This is a genomic window from Radiobacillus deserti (genome assembly GCF_007301515.1).
Lineage (GTDB): Bacteria > Bacillota > Bacilli > Bacillales > Amphibacillaceae > Radiobacillus > Radiobacillus deserti.
In genome coordinates this window covers 886969-901970 of record NZ_CP041666.1, presented here as the reverse complement: position 1 = coordinate 901970, position 15002 = coordinate 886969, and the positions used below count along the sequence as shown (strand labels likewise).

Annotated in this window: 17 protein-coding genes and 1 riboswitch; of the genes, 6 read left to right on the top strand and 11 right to left on the bottom strand. The window is 37.1% G+C overall.

The window, feature by feature from the left end; all coding sequences use genetic code 11:
- Positions 1-128: 128 nt before the first annotated feature.
- Complete coding sequence (locus tag FN924_RS04860; RefSeq protein ID WP_143892316.1) at positions 129-554, top strand: GNAT family N-acetyltransferase; 426 nt, start codon at positions 129-131, stop codon at positions 552-554.
- A gap of 37 nt (positions 555-591) precedes the next feature.
- Here the strand turns inward: FN924_RS04860 and FN924_RS04855 are convergent, their stop codons facing one another.
- Together FN924_RS04855 and FN924_RS04850 are read right to left on the bottom strand one after the other, a co-directional pair.
- Positions 592-774 carry a YjcZ family sporulation protein gene (locus FN924_RS04855; protein ID WP_143892315.1) on the bottom strand — a complete coding sequence of 61 codons (183 nt, stop codon included), beginning with the start codon at positions 772-774 and terminating at the stop codon, positions 592-594.
- Positions 775-898: 124 nt separating this feature from the next.
- Positions 899-1324 carry a YbaN family protein gene (locus tag FN924_RS04850; RefSeq protein ID WP_323368636.1) on the bottom strand — a complete coding sequence of 142 codons (426 nt, stop codon included), beginning with the start codon at positions 1322-1324 and terminating at the stop codon, positions 899-901.
- Positions 1325-1554: 230 nt separating this feature from the next.
- Here FN924_RS04850 and FN924_RS04845 point away from each other — a divergent pair, with 230 nt between their 5' ends.
- Entirely contained in the window at positions 1555-1692 is a 138-nt protein-coding gene (locus FN924_RS04845; protein WP_143892314.1) for a YpzI family protein, read from the top strand.
- Positions 1693-1891: 199 nt separating this feature from the next.
- Here the strand turns inward: FN924_RS04845 and FN924_RS04840 are convergent, their stop codons facing one another.
- A complete protein-coding gene (locus tag FN924_RS04840) occupies positions 1892-2995 on the bottom strand; it encodes a DUF4179 domain-containing protein (protein WP_143892313.1) in 1104 nt (367 codons plus the stop codon).
- A complete protein-coding gene (locus FN924_RS04835) occupies positions 2995-3507 on the bottom strand; it encodes an RNA polymerase sigma factor (protein WP_143892312.1) in 513 nt (170 codons plus the stop codon). Before FN924_RS04835 ends, FN924_RS04840 begins: the two co-directional genes overlap by 1 nt.
- A 200-nt stretch (positions 3508-3707) precedes the next feature.
- A riboswitch (PreQ1 riboswitch) is annotated at positions 3708-3754 on the top strand.
- Positions 3755-3821: 67 nt separating this feature from the next.
- Between FN924_RS04835 and queF the strand changes: the two genes are divergently transcribed.
- Positions 3822-4319 (top strand): preQ(1) synthase, encoded by a 498-nt coding sequence (gene queF, locus FN924_RS04830; RefSeq protein WP_143892311.1) that lies wholly within the window; start codon positions 3822-3824, stop codon positions 4317-4319.
- A gap of 46 nt (positions 4320-4365) precedes the next feature.
- Complete coding sequence (locus tag FN924_RS04825) at positions 4366-4962, top strand: queuosine precursor transporter (protein ID WP_143892310.1); 597 nt, start codon at positions 4366-4368, stop codon at positions 4960-4962.
- Between the two features lie 42 nt (positions 4963-5004).
- Here FN924_RS04825 and FN924_RS04820 read toward each other — a convergent pair whose 3' ends face one another.
- Complete coding sequence (locus FN924_RS04820; protein ID WP_143892309.1) at positions 5005-5355, bottom strand: DUF4363 family protein; 351 nt, start codon at positions 5353-5355, stop codon at positions 5005-5007.
- A 90-nt stretch (positions 5356-5445) separates the two neighbouring features.
- Here FN924_RS04820 and FN924_RS04815 point away from each other — a divergent pair, with 90 nt between their 5' ends.
- Positions 5446-6312, top strand: a complete 867-nt coding sequence (locus FN924_RS04815) for a DUF421 domain-containing protein (protein WP_143892308.1) — start codon at positions 5446-5448, stop codon at positions 6310-6312.
- A 35-nt stretch (positions 6313-6347) separates the two neighbouring features.
- Here FN924_RS04815 and pruA read toward each other — a convergent pair whose 3' ends face one another.
- Complete coding sequence (gene pruA, locus FN924_RS04810; RefSeq protein ID WP_143892307.1) at positions 6348-7895, bottom strand: L-glutamate gamma-semialdehyde dehydrogenase; 1548 nt, start codon at positions 7893-7895, stop codon at positions 6348-6350.
- A gap of 325 nt (positions 7896-8220) precedes the next feature.
- Between pruA and FN924_RS04805 the strand changes: the two genes are divergently transcribed.
- Entirely contained in the window at positions 8221-9264 is a 1044-nt protein-coding gene (locus FN924_RS04805; RefSeq protein ID WP_143892306.1) for a C45 family autoproteolytic acyltransferase/hydrolase, read from the top strand.
- 302 nt (positions 9265-9566) lie between these two features.
- Here the strand turns inward: FN924_RS04805 and FN924_RS04800 are convergent, their stop codons facing one another.
- The 5 genes from FN924_RS04800 to FN924_RS04780 form a co-directional block, all read right to left on the bottom strand.
- Positions 9567-11294 (bottom strand): diguanylate cyclase domain-containing protein, encoded by a 1728-nt coding sequence (locus FN924_RS04800; protein WP_143892305.1) that lies wholly within the window; start codon positions 11292-11294, stop codon positions 9567-9569.
- A gap of 131 nt (positions 11295-11425) precedes the next feature.
- The gene (locus tag FN924_RS04795; RefSeq protein ID WP_194709688.1) at positions 11426-11758 is read right to left on the bottom strand and encodes an STAS domain-containing protein; all 333 of its coding nucleotides are present in this window, start codon (positions 11756-11758) and stop codon (positions 11426-11428) included.
- A 14-nt stretch (positions 11759-11772) separates the two neighbouring features.
- Entirely contained in the window at positions 11773-13827 is a 2055-nt protein-coding gene (locus FN924_RS04790; RefSeq protein ID WP_158633935.1) for a flagellar assembly protein A, read from the bottom strand.
- 12 nt (positions 13828-13839) lie between these two features.
- Positions 13840-14673 carry a PP2C family protein-serine/threonine phosphatase gene (locus tag FN924_RS04785; protein WP_143892303.1) on the bottom strand — a complete coding sequence of 278 codons (834 nt, stop codon included), beginning with the start codon at positions 14671-14673 and terminating at the stop codon, positions 13840-13842.
- Position 14674: 1 nt separating this feature from the next.
- Entirely contained in the window at positions 14675-15001 is a 327-nt protein-coding gene (locus FN924_RS04780) for an STAS domain-containing protein (RefSeq protein WP_143892302.1), read from the bottom strand.
- Between the last annotated feature and the right edge of the window lies 1 nt (position 15002).

Below are 15002 nucleotides of genomic sequence, written 5' to 3'. Positions count from 1 at the left end.
GGAAAGCAATTAATATTCCTTATAAGGGATAATGTATGTGTAGAAACTTGAATGATTTCACAAGGAAAAAGGAATTTTCGGTACCATTTAGATTTCATACGAATACGCTTTAGTAAGGAGGCGTGCGTATGCAAATTAAAATAGCATCCCCATCGGAAATCCGTTATATCCGACATATGGGGCATCAAATTGTCTCAGAGCTTTCTGCTGGGTACGTCAAGGAATCCCCCCATCTACAGTCCGATCAATTTGTAGAAAACAGCGTATATCTCGTATTAGTAAACCAAGGGAAAATAGCTGGATGGATTATCTTCGGCGACGTTTTTGACATCTATACAAACAAAATGAAAGGCATGATATCCGAGGTATATATCTTTCCCTCTTACCGAAAACAAGGATGGGGAAAGCAGCTAATGGAGAAAGCACTCTTCGTCTGTAAACAACGAGGCTTAGAGGACATACAATTAAATGTATTTGCTGGAAATGAAGCAAAGAAGTTGTACGAAGCCATGGGATTTCAAGAAATATCTGTTATTATGGAGCGAAAATTATAAAGAAACAGCCATCCTTTAGGAATGGCTGTTTTCGCTATTATTCAGCTACCGTTCCCGGTGGGCAATCTTCTCCACCGTAATAACTTATACCGACAATGACTAGTAAAACGAACAGTACCACTAACAAGATGAAGTCATTGTTTCCACCTGTATACGCTCCAGCAACTGGTTTACATTTGCGGCCATAACCGCCGTATCCGTATCCATAACCAAATCCCATGCTCTCACCCCCTTAGCTCTTTATCACAACATATGTAACGAAAAGAAAAAGCGGGAGGGCACTTATCTAATAGAAGAGAAAAATGATGTGATAAACGCAATAAAGACGCTGTAATAGCGCTTATCTACATCGTTTGATCTTTTTCACTAGGTTGAGAAGCAACAATCTCGTCTGGAGTTTCCTTTAGCGTTTTTTGCTTTAAAACTAATACGGTATAAACCGTAGCACCTGTCAATAGCATGATCTTCACCCATAGAAAAGGCACAACAATGGCTGAAAATAAAATGGTAATCCATATAAAAGCAATGCTAAAAATCTTCGCTTTTAGAGGAATTCCTTCCCCTTTACGAAAGCTCTTGATATAAATGTTCAATTGCTTGTGATTCATTAACCAGTTGTATAGTCTATCCGAGCTTCTGACATAGCAAAATGCTGCAAGCAGCAAAAAAGGTGTCGTTGGTAGCAATGGGAGAAAAATCCCTAACACTCCAAGTGCGACAGAGATGGATCCTACACCAATTAATAAGGATTTCTTAAGAACTTGTATCACGATTACACCAACTTTGTTCGTTTGTAGGCACAATACTCATGTTTATCGGTAGTCCATGTAATAATACCCCATGAAAGCAGTATATTTAGTTAAATCTTAATTCGTTTGACCAGATTAATCAATTCTTCTGATCCGCATTTCTGAGAGGAAATATCTGTCATACAGGATTTTAATTGTATTTTCTTTCGTTATAGTAAACACTAAAAAAGAAAAGATGGGAGGTATGAGAAATGGGAAGAGACCGTCAAGAAAAGAAGCTAAGAAAAGAAGGAAAAGTAGAAGCTGATCGCGATCAAGACTTACATTATGGCGGAGCTACTAAATTAGCTAAGAATGATGTAAGAGGTTCAAATAAGCGTCAATCATAAAAATGAGGTTGAGACATAGTAAGCAATGAAAAAACGAACAATTATAATTAATACCTATACCCCGCTCCGGAAATATACGACGCTTTCCGCGGGCGGCTGGTGAGTCTCCCACTGGAGTCTACGTATAGTTCCGGAGCTAGTATAGGCTGTTGTTCGGCTTTTAGGCTTATCTTATCTTTTTCGTTATGTCCCAGCCCCTCTATGGCGTTAACGGTACCGTAAGATTTTCCCCTACTTCGAGAACCGTGTCTTGATGATTTTCTACTGGTGCAAATACTAATACATATTGTCCTAACGGCCCTGGAAGTTCATTTTTATTAAAAATCGGCTCTATTTTCTCTCCATCAGCCTTTAGAAAAACTCCAGACTTTGATTTATCCACAGAGTAGCCATATCCTTTTTCAATCTTTCTTGCATTTAGATATTGCTTTTCTAATTTACTCATGACATCGAACTTTTCTCCGGTTTCATCCACATATGGTCCAGTATCCGTCCCTGTTACAACTATACGGGTATCAAATGCCGAGTACTCTACCTCTTTTATCGTGTATGTTTCATTTTTGAATGTAAATTCCTTGTTTAGTTTAATTGTTTCACGTTCCGCTATATAGGATTCCGTAAGATTAAGCTTCAATGGCCATGTCGTTTCAATCTTAATAAATGACGGCCCCTCATTACTATCATTCCACTCAGTTATATTTCTCAGCTCTAACGTAATATCTTGTCCTTCAAATTTTTCAATAGAATCAAAGGCTAGAGCCTGAACGACTTTGTTCTCGCTCTTGTCATAATATCTACTACCCCAGCCCACATGGTTTAGTTCCTTTTCCCTACCACTCGCATCTACGACAAATACGGAGCTCTTCCCTTCAAAAATGTCTAAAGAATAATTTTGTAAGTCCGTACTTTCACTTTGATAAGTCAGCAAAAGCTTGGTTTCTTTTGAATCGGTTAGAATACTCTGGAACTCTACTGTGATGTCATGCTTCTCATCATAATAGGTTTTGTTAATCGCTTGGCCATATCCTTCTTCTAATACTTTCTGCAAGCCTTGATCATCAATGTGATCACTTACAAAGATTTTGTCATACATCTCCTGTATAGCTGCAAGAACTGGTGTAAAGGTCAAAATGGAAATGGAAAAAATACCTATTAACGCAGCTATGGCTACTCTTTTGTACCATGCTGGTGAATGACGACGATACGGCATCTCGGAACTAGCTTTTCGAACCCCAAGCTTCGCACGTTCGTGTAAGCCCTTCGGTATCTTGATTTGTTCGAGCTCCTCTTTTAAGTGACTCATTACATCTCAACTCCTTTTAATTTTTGTCGAAGCTTACTAAGCGCTCGATATAAAATAGATTTTGCAGTTCCTAGTGGAAGTTCTAAGAGTTCTGCTATTTCTTTGAAAGAATAGCCTTTATAATATTTAAGGAGTATGATGCTTTTTTCATCTTCATCAAGTTGATTCATTAAGTCCTGTAGTGTGATGGAAAGCGAAACATCTTCCTCTTCCTTCCCTATAAATTCTTCATATTCAGGGTTTAGATGAATGACTTTTTTACTTTTTCTTAATACATCGATGGAGCATGTAACAGCAATTTTAATAAACCATGACTTTACATACTCTGGCTTTTTCAATGTTCCAATTTTCTTAAACGAACGATAAGCCACTTCTTGGACAACATCCAGTGCGTCCCCTTCATTTTTCACATATACGTAGGCCATTCTATAAATATCTTTTTCAAAGCGCTGGAATAGTTTTAAAAAAGCTTTTTCATCCCCTTTTTGAGCCTTTTTCACTAATTTATCCATTTTTTTTATCCTCCCCCGCTATAGCCTTCTCTTATTAGACTTCATTCGGGTTATTTTGGCTTAAACTTTTTTCTCTATTTAACTATATTAACAATTGTCAATGTTGTCTCTCTTTACTTAATACCCTCTCACAAAGAAATAGTTGACTTCCAAGTCATTGCCGCCTATACTTAGTCGAGTAAATGGATAATCCGTTTAATAGCGGAGAGGTTCTTAGCATAAACCCTCTATAAAAAACTAAGGACATATCAGTGATTTATACAGTCATGTCCCTTGGGGCGTGACTTTTTTATTTGTTAAAGGAGGCTTATATCATGGCAGGAAGAAGAGATGACGATCTAAAGGATCTTACCTTACTCGGTAATCAAGCTACATCATATGCGTTTGACTATGCACCAGAAGTCTTGGAAACTTTTGATAACAAGCATGTGAATCGAGATTACTTTGTAAAATTTAATTGCCCCGAATTTACGACACTTTGCCCAAAAACCGGACAACCTGACTTTGGGACTGTCTATATTAGTTACATTCCAGACGAAAAAATGGTAGAAAGTAAATCATTAAAACTATACTTGTTTAGCTTTCGTAACCATGGAGACTTTCATGAAGATAGCATGAATATCATTATGAACGACTTAATTGATTTAATGAATCCACGTTATATCGAAGTATGGGGGAAATTTACACCAAGAGGGGGAATTTCTATCGATCCATATTGCAACTATGGACGTCCTGGAACGAAGTTTGAAAAAATGGCTGATCACCGTATGATGAATCATGATATGTATCCAGAAAAAATTGATAATCGCTAATGAGGGTTAGCTAGTTCCTTTCTTCAAAAGAAAGGATGATTTTTTGATGTTCATGTATTTAAATGCACTGTTCGCTGGATTATTAATATTATCCAATATCCTTGGTGTTAAACTGTTCAGCATAGGCAATATCATGCTCCCTGCTGCTGTAATCGTATATGTAGTAACGTATCTAATCACCGATGTGATTGGAGAAGTATATGGAAAAAAAGCAGCCCAAAGTACTGTGAAAGCTGGCTTCTTTGCACAAGTAGTTGCTCTTATCTTTATTTATTTGGCGATTCAACTACCATCCGCACCAGTTTTCGAAAATCAAGAATCCTTTGCTACCATTCTTAGTGGCAGCTTTCGTGTCATGGTAGCAAGCTTGATAGCATATTTGCTTAGTCAAAATATTGATGTATTCATATTCCATCGCTTGAAGAAGCAGCATGGGGAGAAAAAGTTATGGTTACGGAACAACGTTTCAACGATGCTTAGTCAATTAGTCGACACGACTGTATTTATTACGATAGCCTTTTACGGGACAGTTCCAAACACCGTTTTGCTCACAATGATTGCCGGTCAGTACGCAGTGAAATTCTTAATTGCCTTGATTGACACACCAATCGCATATCTATTAGTGTACTTTGCTAAAAAATAAGAATAAACAAAAGAGCACATCGGGATTCCGAGTGCTCTTTTCTTAAGGCATGAAATAAATATCTCGGTACAAAACCTTTATCGTCGCCGTGCTAACTTTCGATTGTTGATTATCCTTTTCCCCTAATGCAGCCAAGAGCTTCTCGATTTCTCTCTCTATCCCTTTATAACTGCTTTCTTCTCCTAAGAGTTGGTACTTCCATTTTTCTCGCTCATACATGTCCCTCAGTTTTTCTGTCTCTTCCGTTGCTTCCTTCCAGTTTTTTTCATCCGTTTGCTCATTAATTTCATCAATCGTACGTATAAATGGATTTTCCGTCTCCTTCACTCCCCATCCCCCTAATAAACAAATCACAACAATACTTGTGAGAATTAATTCCCTGACTTTTTTCATGCTCTCATAATCCCCTTCCTAATGTATTCTTATTCGTAATTTGTCCAATAATGGGAAACATAACGTAAATTAGTGGTGGAGGATATTTCCATGCCTGAATTCTTACTCATTTTAGTTCGGTCCATTATCTCTTTTATCGTCATTTTATTAATGGCGCGTATCATGGGGAAAAAACAAATTTCACATTTAACGTTTTTTGACTATGTAATTGGAATTACGATTGGGAGCTTAGCTTCAGAAATCTCGGTAAACCAAAACCTAACCATGATTGACGGCCTTTTGGCTCTAATCGTATTTGGAGGGTTCTCTTTGCTTTTGAGCTTTATTTCCATGAAATCTATTCGATTTCGTATGCTCGTCGAAGGCCGGCCGACAGTCCTTATTCAAAATGGCAAGATATTAGAAGAAAATTTGTTCAAAGTAAAAATGACACTAGATGATTTAATCCTTTTCCTAAGAGAAGAAAATGCTTTTACATTTTCGGATGTGGAACTTGCTGTACTGGAGACGAACGGAAGAATGAGTGTAATGAAAAAAACGGATCGTCAACCAGTAACACGAAAAGATCTTGGATTGGATATTCCACCTGAGCATACCCCAAAAGTTGTAATTATGGATGGGAATGTATTAAAGAAAAGTCTCACACAAATGGGATTTTCAGAAGAGCAGTTACTAGAAGAAGTAAAGAAACAAGGAGCACACCGATTTGAAGATGTATTCGCTGCACAAATCGATTCAAAAGGGACTGTTTTTGTGGATTTATATCAGGAACAGGCTACACGTCCAGAAATAAAACAAGAGCAGCTTTTAACTGATAAATTGAAAAAAGCACAAAAAGAATTAGAAACACTTGCCTCAAAGACGAAGGACTCGAAAGCTAAAGCAGCTTATGAGAAAGAGATGGGAACGTTGAGTGAAATGATTAGGAACATAGACACCTTCTTGAAAATGAAATAAAACCCGAGTACGGATACTCGGGTTTTAGCTTGCTATTAATACATTTCCGAAACAGTTTTCGGGTTCATATAAAGAATTAAATAATCTGGTCCACCTGCTTTGGAATCTGTACCAGACATTTTGAATCCACCAAATGGATGATATCCGACAATCGCACCTGTACAGTTACGGTTGAAGTATAGGTTTCCAACATGGAAGCCATATTTCGCTTTTTCGATGTGGTCACGATTTTTCGTGATTACCGCACCAGTTAGACCGTACTCGGTGTTATTAGCAATTTCTAGAGCATGATCGAAATCTTTTGCTTTAGAGAAGGCTAAAACTGGTCCGAAGATTTCTTCTTGCATGACACGGGCTTTTGGATCTACGTCTGCAAAGATGGTTGGGTCGACGAACCAACCTTTTGAATCATCGTAAGAACCACCTGCAACAAGCTTCCCTTCTTCTTTTCCAATTTCAATGTAGCTAGTAATTTTATCAAATGCTTTTTGGTTTACAACAGGTCCCATGTACATGCCGTATTCTGAAGGATCCCCAACAGAAAGTTCTTTTGCTAACTCTACGACTCTGCTTACCACTTCGTCATACACTTTTTCATGAACGACAGCACGAGAGCCTGCAGAACATTTTTGACCAGAGAAACCAAATGCAGAAGTTAAAATGGACTCTGCCGCTAATTCAAGATCCGCGTCTTCATCAACTACAACAGTATCTTTTCCGCCCATTTCTGCAATTACCTTTTTCAAGTGTGTTTGACCTTCTTGCACTACAGAAGCACGGTTGTAGATACGTGTACCCGTTGCACGAGAACCAGTGAAGGTTACGATCGCTGTTTTCGGATGATCAACCATGTAATCACCAATCTCAGCTGGATCACCAGTAATGAAGTTTGCTACTCCATTTGGAAGACCTGCTTCTTCCAATACCTCAAAGAATTTATACGCAATGATTGGAGTCGGCTCTGCTGGTTTTAATAGAACCGTGTTACCAGCAACTAATGGAGCAACAGTTGTACCAACCATGATGGCAAACGCGAAGTTCCATGGTGGAATAACGACGGTGATTCCTGCTGGTGTATAGATGTAACGGTTATGCTCTCCTTCACGACTATTCAATGGTTTGCCGTCTTTTAACTCGATCATTTGACGAGCATAATATTCCATGAAATCAATACCTTCCGCGACATCCGCATCTGCTTCTTTCCATGGTTTACCTGCTTCTTTAATGAGAAGAGCTGTAAAATATGCTTTGCGACGACGAATAATAGCAGCAGCACGCACTAAAATATTAGCACGTTGCTCTGGGTCAACAAGCGCCCAAGCAGTCGCAGCTTGCTCCGCAGCAGTAAAGGCTTTCTCCACGTGATCTGTAGTCGCCTTAGATGCATACCCAATCACTTGTGATTTATCAGCTGGGTTAACGGATTCAAATTTATCGTTTGTTTCCACTTTTTCCCCATTGATAACAAGTGGATAGTTTTGGCCTAATTCTTTTTCCACACTTTGGAGAGCAGCTTCTAGCTCTTTTCGGTTTTTGTCTACAGTGAAATCTAAGAATGGCTCATGATGGTATTTTGGTAACATATGTACTCCTCCAATTCTTTTGTAGTTATTTATTCCATACCCTTAACCTAGCACATTCAATCAAAAAGATAAAATGATATCTATGCGCTTTTTGTCACAATGTAAAGGTTTACGTTTTTAAGGTTAATTGGATAATATTTCGACACAATTCGGGTAGTGCCTGTCACTCCGTCTTATTCGACATATATTGACAAACACCGGGTGGTGACAGGCACCAAACATCTGGCACCAAACATCTTACTAGCCAAATCCTTGCTCTTTCCCTTATAATCCTTCCATACAAGAGGCAATCTATTAAAGATCTCATCATAAAGGGGATTATTATTTGATACAGGTATATAGTGATGTCATATCGTTTCGAGGAAGTCATTATGACTTTGGATATAAACAAGGGGAACTTCTGAAAGATTCACCCATTCTCCCTAACCGCAACAAACAATGGGCCTCACGAAAAAAACGGCATTTTGTAGTAAATGAAGAAAGGGCCATTAAGCTGCTAACAAAATTCCTCCCTGGGATTATGGATGAACTACAAGGCTTAGCAGATGCGCTTGGCTGGAAGTTAGAGGATGCCCTCAAAGAATTCGGTGGCTATTATGTTGAATATGGACGAAGTGGTTGTTCCATCTTAACTGGTCCAACCTTCTTTATTCGTAATTACGACAGTCGACCAGATTCCTATGAAGGACGCTATGTGTTATATCAACCTTCAGATGGTGGATATGCAACCATTGGACCGTCCATGCAAATTACAGGACGCATGGATGGGATGAATGAAAAAGGGCTAACCATGGGGTATAACTTCATTAATCGCATCAAGTCAGATGACGGTTTTGTATGTAATATGATTGGTCGAATTATACTGGAAGCTTGTGCCAATGTGGATGAAGCAATTGAAGTACTGAAGGAAATTCCACATCGTACCTCCTTTAGCTATGCGTTACTAGATGCAAGTGGAAAAAGTGTCGTGGTCGAGGCATCACCAAGATCAGTGGTAGCTCGAGACTCCAACATCAGTACCAATCATTTTGAAATGTTAACCGAGGAAAATCGCTATCGTATGGATGATTCAATAAGGAGGCAAAACCTTTTACAAGCCCATCGAAAAGGCAATATCAATCAAGCATTTCAAATGCTGAATCGTACAGACAACGAAGTATTTTCAAAAAAATACGGAGCCTGGTCTGGTACGCTTCACACGGCAGCTTATGCCCCAGAGGAAAGAAAGACATGGTTTGCAATTGGGGCAGATCGCATGCCGGTAATTTTTGATTTTAATCGTTTTCTACAAGGAGAGAAAATGAACGTAAAGAGAATAAAAGGGGAACTTGATTATCATACGCCGTTTATTAATATGGAATTACTTTAAGAACTCAAAAAAACACATCCCGATATATAAAAATTTATATCGGGATGCTTTTATAATAATATGAAAGGGGAAGGTTCATATTATTTCTTTTAACCTTTTTCTCTATCTTTACTATATTCTATTATCATATATTAAAATTGACTTTGCGTTTGACCTGATGAATTCGCACTTTTTAAGGGTAAAGAAATATTATCCTTCTCTTTTTCATAGAAAAAGGGTTGATAAACTAGTAACAAGCAGGATAATAACCCCTCTATAATTATTGGATGTCGTATGAATACATTGCACTATCCAATTCAATCCTAATTACTTTCATTTTTTGAAACATTAGATAATATTCTTTTCCAAATATTCGTTTTAGGCGGTTGGTATTCTGTGAACATATTTTTTCCTGATTTTTTCGATGTGTACAATGCCTCATCCGCTTCTTTTAAAAGTGTTTTTGCATCTTTTCCATTTTCATAATATGCAATACCTATACTTGCAGTTATATGAACAGTGTCTGAGTTTATAGAAATCGGCTGCTCCACTGCGCCCACTATTTTTTGGCAAATATCTCTAACGGATTCCTTATCATCAGCACGAGGAAGCACTACTTGAAACTCATCTCCTCCAAAACGAGATACAGTATCTACATTACGAACACTTTCTTGAATTCGCTTAGCAAACTGAATAATTACTTCATCTCCAACATCATGACCATAGGAATCATTAATAGATTTGAAGTTGTCACAGTCCATCATTAGTACCGCTGTTACAGTTTCCTTGTAATTGGCTTTTTTAAGTGCTATCTCTAACTGTTTATTAAATAAGTGACGGTTTGGTAAGCCAGTTAATTCATCAAATAATGCGAGCATCTCTAATTCCTTTTCTCTCTCTACTCTATTGGATATGTCTCTGGAAACAAACACGATTTGTTCTATTTCCCCATCATCATTCAATACCGGAGCTCCTTTTGTATGAACCCACAATGCTACTCCGTTCTTATTCAATCGACGATATTCAATCTCACTGGATCTTTCTGTTTCAAGTATATTTTGAAAAAAGTTCTCTACTTTAAGCATATCTTCTCTATGAATAAAGGAAAGAAATGACTTGCTGACAAAAAAGTCAGGAGACATATTCGTAGCCTGCTCGTGAGATGGGGAAGCATATAAAATTATACCTTCCTTATCCGTAACACTAATCAAATCATTTGTATGTTCAACGATAACTCGATAACGGTTTTCTGTTTCTTTTAACTTATTTTTTAAAGATTTTATCTTTTCAACATCCTTATAAACGGCTACCCCCCCTTTAAATTTCCCTTCATCCATGATTGGAGAATAAGAGGATAATACATTTATAATTTTTGAGTCTTTTGTAATTCGTCGCGACTTATGTGCTTCGATAACCCTTCCTGACCTTAAATAATTTAAGATTTCAGAAAACCTATCTTTTTCTTCAGATGTTAAAATACTTATTTTTGGATTCTCTTTTATTTCACGATTCGTCCAGCCAAACATATTTGTATAACTAGGGTTTACAGAAACATAATCTCCATTTTCATCAAATGTAAATATGGCGTCTGCGACATGATGAAAGATTAATTCAAGTTCTTCTTTTGTCCTACTTAGTTCCTTTTGTCGATTTTTTACTTCTGTAATATCTCTTGTTATGGAAATAAGATATTCGCAAGTACCGTTTTCATTTATTATCGGTGTTACTCTTGATTCAACCCAGACATAATTCGATACGGATGTTTCCGGATGGGCTGGAAAAGCAATCCTGTCTTCATAAGTCACCGTTTCCTCTGATTCAATCGCTTTCTTATACTTTTCCTTTATAATGTTAACGGATGATGCCGGCATTAAATTTTCTAATGATTTCCCACTATAATCCTTCGGAAAATTCAATAATTTAATGGCCACTTCATTTGCCGTAACATAACGAAATACTCCATCATTCCCCACAGAGATTAAAAAAACCATATCAGAGATGCTATTAAAAATTAAATCTAAGTTTCGAAAATTCCTTAACTTCTCGAACACTATTTCTCTTCCCCCTTTTACACGATGATTTTCATAATTGTTAATAAGCCTTGTAAAAAGGGTTTATTAATTCATAATTAACCTTGCATTATTATTTTTACAATTAGAAACGAACGATTCAAGTAAACGGACTATCCCTTTGAAGGAGTTGGTTTACCCAATACTTCCCCCCCAAGTATTTCGGATAGCTGAAGAAGTTCAAATATTTCATGAACCTCTTCACTTACATTAGAAATCGTTATACCAATGTTTTGTTCTTTTAATTTTTGAACTAAGCTAATCAATAATCCCATTCCTGTTGAATCTACAAAAGGAACACTTGTAAAGTCAAGATTTACTGATTTTAACTTTAATAATTTTGGTGTTAAATCATCATCAATAATTTCAGTGCCTTCAATATCTAAATCACCATCTAATAATACATTTAAGTAAATCTCTTCTTCTACTAATGAAAACTTCAACATAGCTGACCCTCCATTTATTTAAACACGATTTGATTGTTCTCGTCTAAATAGGCCTCCACATCTTTTCTATCCTCCTGTAATGTATAACTCACATTACCTATTTTCAATACCGCCCCTTCCATCACTCTTGTCATCTTAATAGTTTGATCATGCGGAACAGCTACGGTTGTTTTAGTACCACTGTTAGACCCAACTTCATAGACCTCTACACCCAGTCGGCCGTAAACTTGTCCACCCCGGACAACACCTGAAATAATCAATTTTCCTCCAGCATGCACTTTGGTATTAATACAACCTTTACCCGTAATATTCACATTGCCACTACAATATAATCTACTATGGATTGCATCTGATACGGTTATATAAGAATTCGGTTCCACCGGAGTCTCACTAATAATATATAACCCCTTTATAGATTCTGATAAATCCAATAAATGATCTAATGTGATGGGGGTTGTTGAAAGGGACATAAAGATACGATTAATAGAATCAGATATTTGAACCCAACCATCATCTTTTTCAAAATAATTTTTTCCTCTTTCCATAACAAGTTGATACTTCTTAGCCAAATCGATAAAACCTTTAAACTTCTTTTCTACGAGAATTTTTATTAAAGGTTGTAATCCAGTAATCAAAAAATCATTTGACTTGAAGCCAGGTGAATTGGTTAGTTGATTTATTACAGCAATCATCCTTTTAATCTGCTCATACATCGTACCCAATAAATGACCTAATTCAGCAACAAGCATATTGTTTTTACCAGCAGAAATCTCTGAACCAATAACATTACCCTTAATCGTAATAGAGTTCAAGGAGTCTAGCTTAGCTTCACTTACTGATCGATGTACTAAAATATCGCCATCCGCTTCTACCAACATATTCTCTTGAACCTCACCCAAAACTTCAACGTCTCCACTAAATCTAATATTTCCAGATTCTAAATTAATGTTCCCTTCGTGTACAAGTTTTGGGTATATATTTGCTTTTACAAGTTGACCCCTTTGTTCAATATGAGGACGACCAGATTCTGTTGCAATAAGTTTATCCGCTTCCATCACAATACCGTCTCCTACCTTGACAACAATCGGGTGTACCTTGGACACCCGTAATGGTTCGTTAGTGACTAGAATCCCTGCTTCTCCAGGAATCGGAGGATGTATGATCGCAACTATTTCACCTTTTTGTACGGCAGGTATTATTTTTCTTTCCCTAAAATCTACCTTCCCATGTTGATCTTCCTTCAGACTATTTGTCATGTTAGTATCAACTACTATTTCCACCCGTCCATCTACACCAGGAATACTATTCTTCCCCGTCGCGATTTGATAGCTTCTTTGATCAGTACTCTTAAGTGCCTTAAGAATCTCCGTGGGATGAACTCCATATGCAACTTGTAATTCTTGTAATTTTGTGATTACATCCTGATAAGTTAACGTATTTTTAATCTCTCTTCTCTCTTCTAAAACTAATGCAATATGCTCATTCGGTTCTACATTTGCGATATGATAGTGAGCAATGTATCCCGGATTAACGTTAAGGAAAACCGCTAATTTTTCTTTATTGATAGAAATCTCCCATTGGGTTTCTTGTACTTTTTCTTTATCATATTCCAATATTATGTCATCTTTTTCAGATACTACTGTACTTTTATCTGTTACAACTATATTATTTTTTCTGAGCTGGATACCTTCACCAATTGTAACTGTTGAATAGTGAGATGGTGAGTCCATTACAAAAAGTACATTGTCCTGCACCCATGCCTTCCCTTTTTTTGATTCTGAATTCGTATGGTGTGAATATTTCCCTTCGACTGGCGTAGCTGCTTCCTCTACCGTTAAGTCCTCCACAATTTGTTCCATAGACGTATAACCATCAGTTATTTCCGTTACATGTTGTTTGTTATTCAATGACAACTTTACTACCGCTGGTTTTTTTCCTAAACCAATAAATCCGGTGTTCTCCATTCGCAATATTTCTATTTCCACTTCGCTTTTGGACGAGTTCAAGATTTTTAACCCTAAGTGAATGGCTTCCTCAATATTTTTCCCTTTAGAAATAATACTCTGCATACCCATCCCCTCCTATTGATTTATTACTGGGAAATTATAGCTTGTTATTTTCGTTTCATCCTTATTTACTTTTAGTAAAACCATCGTAATATCATCTTTTTGGGGAGCGTTATTCGTGAATATTTCTATCGAATGGACAATAGCCTCTTCAATTTCATTTACATCCTGTGATGCAGTTTTAAGAAGTGTATTTTTTAACCTATCTTTCTTATACATTTGCCCCTCTTGATTTCTCGCCTCTGTAATACCATCTGTATAAAAGAAAACAAGCGTCTCATCTGACAAGACTAGCTCATTCTCTACATAGGAGGTGTCCGGTAATCCTCCAAGCATAACTCCCTTTGTTTTCGGAAGCTCTTCGATCTTTTCTGGGGAATCACAAACAATCGGAAAGCTATGACCTGCACTTGCATACGATAGTACCTTAGTAATAGGATCCCAATCTGCACACAACACTGTGACAAAAGATCCAAGTGTTCGAAGATCTGAATACAAAGCTTTATTCATTGCAGAAAGAGTATCACCTGGTCCTTTTGTGCTTTCCGATGCACTACGAAAGGCACCTCGAGTAAGAATCATTAACATCGCAGCAGGTATTCCTTTTCCCATTACATCCCCTATTACAATTCGTACTTTTCTATTGGGCAGAACATAAAAGTCAAAATAATCACCGCCAATAAGCCGCGCAGGTATAGAAAGACCCGATACTTCCCCTTTATCAATGGTCGGTTTTTCCCCATTTAAAAGCTTCATTTGAATGTTACGTGCTAATTTAATTTCCCGCTCCAGTGTTTTGCTCAACTCGTTCGAATAAGGAGTATTATAGGAAAGCTCTCTTCGAAACATATTAATTACCTCCCTCATTAAAGGATTTCATAATTTCAAATAACCCGATAGTTTGGAATAAGTCTTTAACGGCTTCATTCATACCATCTAATTGAATTTGGAATTTTTTCTCTCTACTAACATGTAATAAATTTATAATGGCACCTATACCAGTAGAATCAATAAACTCCAACTCTGAACAATCAATAATTACTTGTTGTACACTTTCTTCAATGGATATAATTTCTTCTGTGAATGGATCTATCGTTGAATAATCCAAGAAACCATCAATATAGATGGTACACACATTTCCATCTCTCTTTTTCGTTACTTTAACGAATTCCTCCATC

Bases quoted from the DNA above. Each gene is read 5' to 3' on its own strand.
- FN924_RS04860 (WP_143892316.1), top strand. From the start codon at position 129: ATGCAAATTAAAATAGCATCCCCATCGGAAATCCGTTATATCCGACAT.
- FN924_RS04855 (WP_143892315.1), bottom strand. From the start codon at position 774: ATGGGATTTGGTTATGGATACGGATACGGCGGTTATGGCCGCAAATGT.
- FN924_RS04845 (WP_143892314.1), top strand. From the start codon at position 1,555: ATGGGAAGAGACCGTCAAGAAAAGAAGCTAAGAAAAGAAGGAAAAGTA.
- FN924_RS04840 (WP_143892313.1), bottom strand. From the start codon at position 2,995: ATGAGTCACTTAAAAGAGGAGCTCGAACAAATCAAGATACCGAAGGGC.
- FN924_RS04835 (WP_143892312.1), bottom strand. From the start codon at position 3,507: ATGGATAAATTAGTGAAAAAGGCTCAAAAAGGGGATGAAAAAGCTTTT.
- queF (WP_143892311.1), top strand. From the start codon at position 3,822: ATGGCAGGAAGAAGAGATGACGATCTAAAGGATCTTACCTTACTCGGT.
- FN924_RS04825 (WP_143892310.1), top strand. From the start codon at position 4,366: ATGTTCATGTATTTAAATGCACTGTTCGCTGGATTATTAATATTATCC.
- FN924_RS04820 (WP_143892309.1), bottom strand. From the start codon at position 5,355: ATGAAAAAAGTCAGGGAATTAATTCTCACAAGTATTGTTGTGATTTGT.
- FN924_RS04815 (WP_143892308.1), top strand. From the start codon at position 5,446: ATGCCTGAATTCTTACTCATTTTAGTTCGGTCCATTATCTCTTTTATC.
- pruA (WP_143892307.1), bottom strand. From the start codon at position 7,895: ATGTTACCAAAATACCATCATGAGCCATTCTTAGATTTCACTGTAGAC.
- FN924_RS04795 (WP_194709688.1), bottom strand. From the start codon at position 11,758: ATGTTGAAGTTTTCATTAGTAGAAGAAGAGATTTACTTAAATGTATTA.
- FN924_RS04790 (WP_158633935.1), bottom strand. From the start codon at position 13,827: ATGCAGAGTATTATTTCTAAAGGGAAAAATATTGAGGAAGCCATTCAC.
- FN924_RS04785 (WP_143892303.1), bottom strand. From the start codon at position 14,673: ATGTTTCGAAGAGAGCTTTCCTATAATACTCCTTATTCGAACGAGTTG.
- FN924_RS04780 (WP_143892302.1), bottom strand. From the start codon at position 15,001: ATGGAGGAATTCGTTAAAGTAACGAAAAAGAGAGATGGAAATGTGTGT.